The organism is Pelorhabdus rhamnosifermentans, from assembly GCF_018835585.1.
GTDB classification, from domain to species: Bacteria; Bacillota; Negativicutes; order UMGS1260; family UMGS1260; genus Pelorhabdus; species Pelorhabdus rhamnosifermentans.
Genome location: NZ_JAHGVE010000157.1, coordinates 1 through 259 on the forward strand (window position 1 = coordinate 1; position 259 = coordinate 259).

Genomic DNA, 259 nt, shown 5'->3' on the forward strand with positions numbered 1-259 from the left:
CCGTTGGCGATCTGGGTCATCAGGGCCGCCTGGGGCGCCGGCATGGCGCTCCCCGCGTCCTGCCCGTCATGCGCGGGCGCGCCGACGAAGCCGTAGGCCTCGTAGAGCAGCGACAGGAGCGGGGCGATCACCACGGCGCCGACCCCGACGCCGAGGATGAGCGCGACCTGCTGGTGCCAGGGCGTGGCGCCCAGCACCTGCCCGGTCTTCAGGTCCTGCAGGTTGTCGTTGGCGATCGACGAGGTGGTGATGATCACGG

The 259-nt window shown here is 71.8% G+C and carries 1 protein-coding gene; it reads right to left on the reverse strand.

Going from position 1 to position 259, the window contains the following annotated elements; all coding sequences use genetic code 11:
* The coding region (locus tag Ga0466249_RS26175) for an OPT/YSL family transporter (RefSeq protein ID WP_215832416.1) at positions 1-259 on the reverse strand (259 nt) is incomplete at both ends.